Origin of the sequence: Tenacibaculum soleae, from assembly GCF_001693415.1 — a bacterium.
Taxonomy (GTDB): domain Bacteria; phylum Bacteroidota; class Bacteroidia; order Flavobacteriales; family Flavobacteriaceae; genus Polaribacter; species Polaribacter soleae.
In genome coordinates, this window is record NZ_MAKX01000008.1 from 1 (window position 1) to 3,117 (window position 3,117).

Annotated in this window: 4 protein-coding genes; all 4 read left to right on the forward strand. The window is 28.6% G+C overall.

Annotated features, from left to right (window positions below):
- On the forward strand, positions 1-165 hold a 165-nt coding region (locus BA195_RS14555; RefSeq protein WP_141677684.1), incomplete at its 5' end, for a helix-turn-helix domain-containing protein.
- Positions 166-334: 169 nt separating this feature from the next.
- The gene (locus tag BA195_RS09545) at positions 335-847 is read left to right on the forward strand and encodes a hypothetical protein (RefSeq protein ID WP_068704869.1); all 513 of its coding nucleotides are present in this window, start codon (positions 335-337) and stop codon (positions 845-847) included.
- 217 nt (positions 848-1,064) lie between these two features.
- Positions 1,065-2,102, forward strand: a complete 1,038-nt coding sequence (locus tag BA195_RS09550) for a putative phage abortive infection protein (RefSeq protein ID WP_068704870.1) — start codon at positions 1,065-1,067, stop codon at positions 2,100-2,102.
- Positions 2,103-2,323: 221 nt separating this feature from the next.
- Complete coding sequence (locus BA195_RS09555; RefSeq protein WP_068704872.1) at positions 2,324-2,677, forward strand: hypothetical protein; 354 nt, start codon at positions 2,324-2,326, stop codon at positions 2,675-2,677.
- The last annotated feature ends 440 nt before the right edge of the window (positions 2,678-3,117 follow it).

Consider the following 3,117-nt stretch of genomic DNA (forward strand, 5'->3'; position numbering starts at 1 on the left):
TCTGACTCAAGTCTGACTCAAGAACAACTTGGCATTATAATTGACAAAAAACGGACTTACATTTCTCGTGTGGAAAATAATGGCAGTAATCTGACTTTAAAAACATTATTTGACATCGTAGAAAAAGGACTTGGAGGAAAAGTTAATATTTCAATCGAAGTCTAACATAAAGTACGATTTTACAACAACGTATAAAATTAATTGCTTACATCTAGCCTACTTACGAAAGTCCTCGCAGACTTTCTATTTGTGTTTTATTTGCTAACTAAAGTACTTAAATCACGCAACTAATCTTATACAACAACGTTGTGCTTAATGCGAGAAAAACGAATAAATGAACATAAATATTCTTGAAATAGAACTTAAACGAATTAATAAAAGACTTCCTGAATTAAAAAGATTAATTGAAGAAGATGACTCTTTTATTGAAAGTGGAATCTATAAGAAAATTTTCATTTGTGTATTTGACCATTGGTTATCAAAAGAAGAAGCTGAAAATAAAATTTTCATTGATGAAGATTCAGAAGAACTTAAAAATCGGAGACAAAAATTTAAATCCTTTATAGAAAGTGTTTATAACCAAACTGAACTGTACAAATGGAGATATAAAAGACATTATCGATTCCATATTCAAAAACCAACTTCGTTAAAAGACGTTATCAGGAAATGTGATTTTGAAAATTTATGGTCTCAAAGTGGACGAAGATATAGTTTTTTATTGCCTGAATATTCAGCAGTGTATGCCGAAGAATGGGATTGGACAAACATCATATGGTATACTGACAGAGAAAAAATTGAACCTTTATTAAAGGAAGCTAAAAATGTAGGACTTTATATATTGGAATAAACACTAAGCACAACACCGGCTAAACTTCATGCGGGTTCTGTGCTTTCTCAAAAGTTTGTGTATATTTACTAAGTCGCCAAATCTTGTTGATTTGGCTTTGTGAAATCAAAAAAACAAAACCAAACAAAAAGCTTCGGCTTAGGTGCGTGTTCGAAAAGGCTCTGCTCCTTTTCTTCCCGCACAAAGCCTAGCCAAAACCGTTGTACATAATTAAAAAATGAAAAAAAAAGAGAAAGATTACAAATTATTAATAATATTTGGAGCCTTATTTATAATTATATCCCTTTGGTTATTGAGTTGGTATTATACGAATAGTAAATTCCCATATTCAGATTGTATGCCTCAAAAAGATATATCCAGAATCATTTCTGAGAGAGGTGCTTTCGGTGATAAATTTGGTTTTATTAACTCTCTTTTCTCTGGATTAGCACTAACAGGAATAATTATATCAATTTATTTTCAACAAAAGGAATTATCTCTTCAGAGAGAAGAATTAATTGAAACAAGAGAAGAATTTAAAGACCAAAATTTTCAGACAACTTATTTTAATTTGGTAAAAACACAAAGAGAAATTGCATTAGAGATTAATTCTACAGTTTGGAATTTAAAAAATTATAAAGAAGAATTATCTAAAGAATTAAATGGACGCGATTTTTTTATTGAATCCCGAAAAGAACTAAAAAAAATAAACGACTCACTTAAGCATAAAGATTATCTCCAATATACTAGTTGGAATGACATAATGGAATATGCTTATGAAGATGAAATTGAACCTCAATCAGAAGAGGAATCAATATTTTTATTTGAACAAAGAAAGCAAGCTTATAATTTATTTACATATAAAATTGAAAAAAAAGTTTGGGAGAAATCGAAATTAAATTCTGATAAAGAAAATGCTAAGCTTATTTATAATATTTTTTTAAATAGACATCATTTTGTTATAGGTCATTATTTTAGACATCTATATCATATTTTAAATTTTCTTAATGAAAAGGAAATTGAAAGAAAAAAGGATAAAACAGAAGCTGAAATAGCAGAAATTGAAAAAGAATTTCGCTCTTATGCTAATTTTGCTCAAGCTCAGATGTCTACACCTGAATTATTTTTAACTTTTTATAATTGTATTGTTTACCCGAAATTAGAAAAATTAGTTATAAAGTATGACTTTATTGAAAACCTCAATATAGAAAACCTAATAGACGAAAAACATAATTGCTTTGAAGGAATAAAATTAAAACGAAAAGTAAGATTATAAAAACTATGTACAACAATGGCTAAAATTAATACGGGTTTTGGTGCTTAATCCAAAGTTTAGTGTATTTTTATAAAGTCCGCCAAATCTTTTGATTTGGTTTTAGAATAGAAAAAGTAAAACAAAATAAAAAGTTTTGGCTAATCGCTTAATCCGAAATTAAATGCTTATTTAATCCCATACTAACCTTAGCCTAAGCCGTTAGCTACAATTATGAGAAAAAAATGACACCTGGAGAAACTTACGAATTGAAAAGAAAGATTTTTATTGAGAAAACTGAAAAACACTTTCAATTTCTTGTTTCTGAGTTTGAATTTAAAAAACCGAATATTATCACTCATGACTATTCTGATAAATTTGAATTTGAAAACGAAATCACCAAAAAGAAAATAACTATTCTGAATTCATATCATCCTGTGGATTATGGATTTGAAATTATCTTAACGGATTTAAAAACTGGACGTGAAGAAATGCTCCATTATGTTCTGAAAGGAGATCAAGATATTGAACAAAACTATTTGGAAAGTGCATCTGAATTTTTAAAAAACGGATTTGGAATAAGATTACGTGGAAAATAAAACTGAAATATTAACTTAATATAAACTGTAGCTAACAACGTGTATAAATAATTGCTCTTTCGAGCCAGTTTACGAAAATCCTCGCGGATTTTCTATTTGGTAATTATTTGCTAACTTAGTTGTTGAAACCACGCAACTATCCATACACAAAACCGTTGTAAAACATACCCAAAAACACCCGGACTTTAAATTTAACTTTTGAAATATTTTGAAAATAGTAACTTTTAAGTTACCTTTGTCTAAATGGAAAAAGTTAGGCAAGTAATACAATATAAAAATTATTTCGAGGAGTTTCTACTTGCTCAACCGAAAAAAGTTCAAGACAAGATATTTAAGGTCATTGAAATAATCGAAACTTATCAGCACGTGCCGAAAACGTATTTGGCACCAATGAAAACTCATAAAGGATTATTTGAAGCTCGAATAAAATTAGGTTCGAA

Coding starts and splice junctions, on each gene's coding strand:
- BA195_RS09545 (WP_068704869.1), top strand. CDS start 335: ATGAACATAAATATTCTTGAAATAGAACTTAAACGAATTAATAAAAGA.
- BA195_RS09550 (WP_068704870.1), top strand. CDS start 1,065: ATGAAAAAAAAAGAGAAAGATTACAAATTATTAATAATATTTGGAGCC.
- BA195_RS09555 (WP_068704872.1), top strand. CDS start 2,324: ATGACACCTGGAGAAACTTACGAATTGAAAAGAAAGATTTTTATTGAG.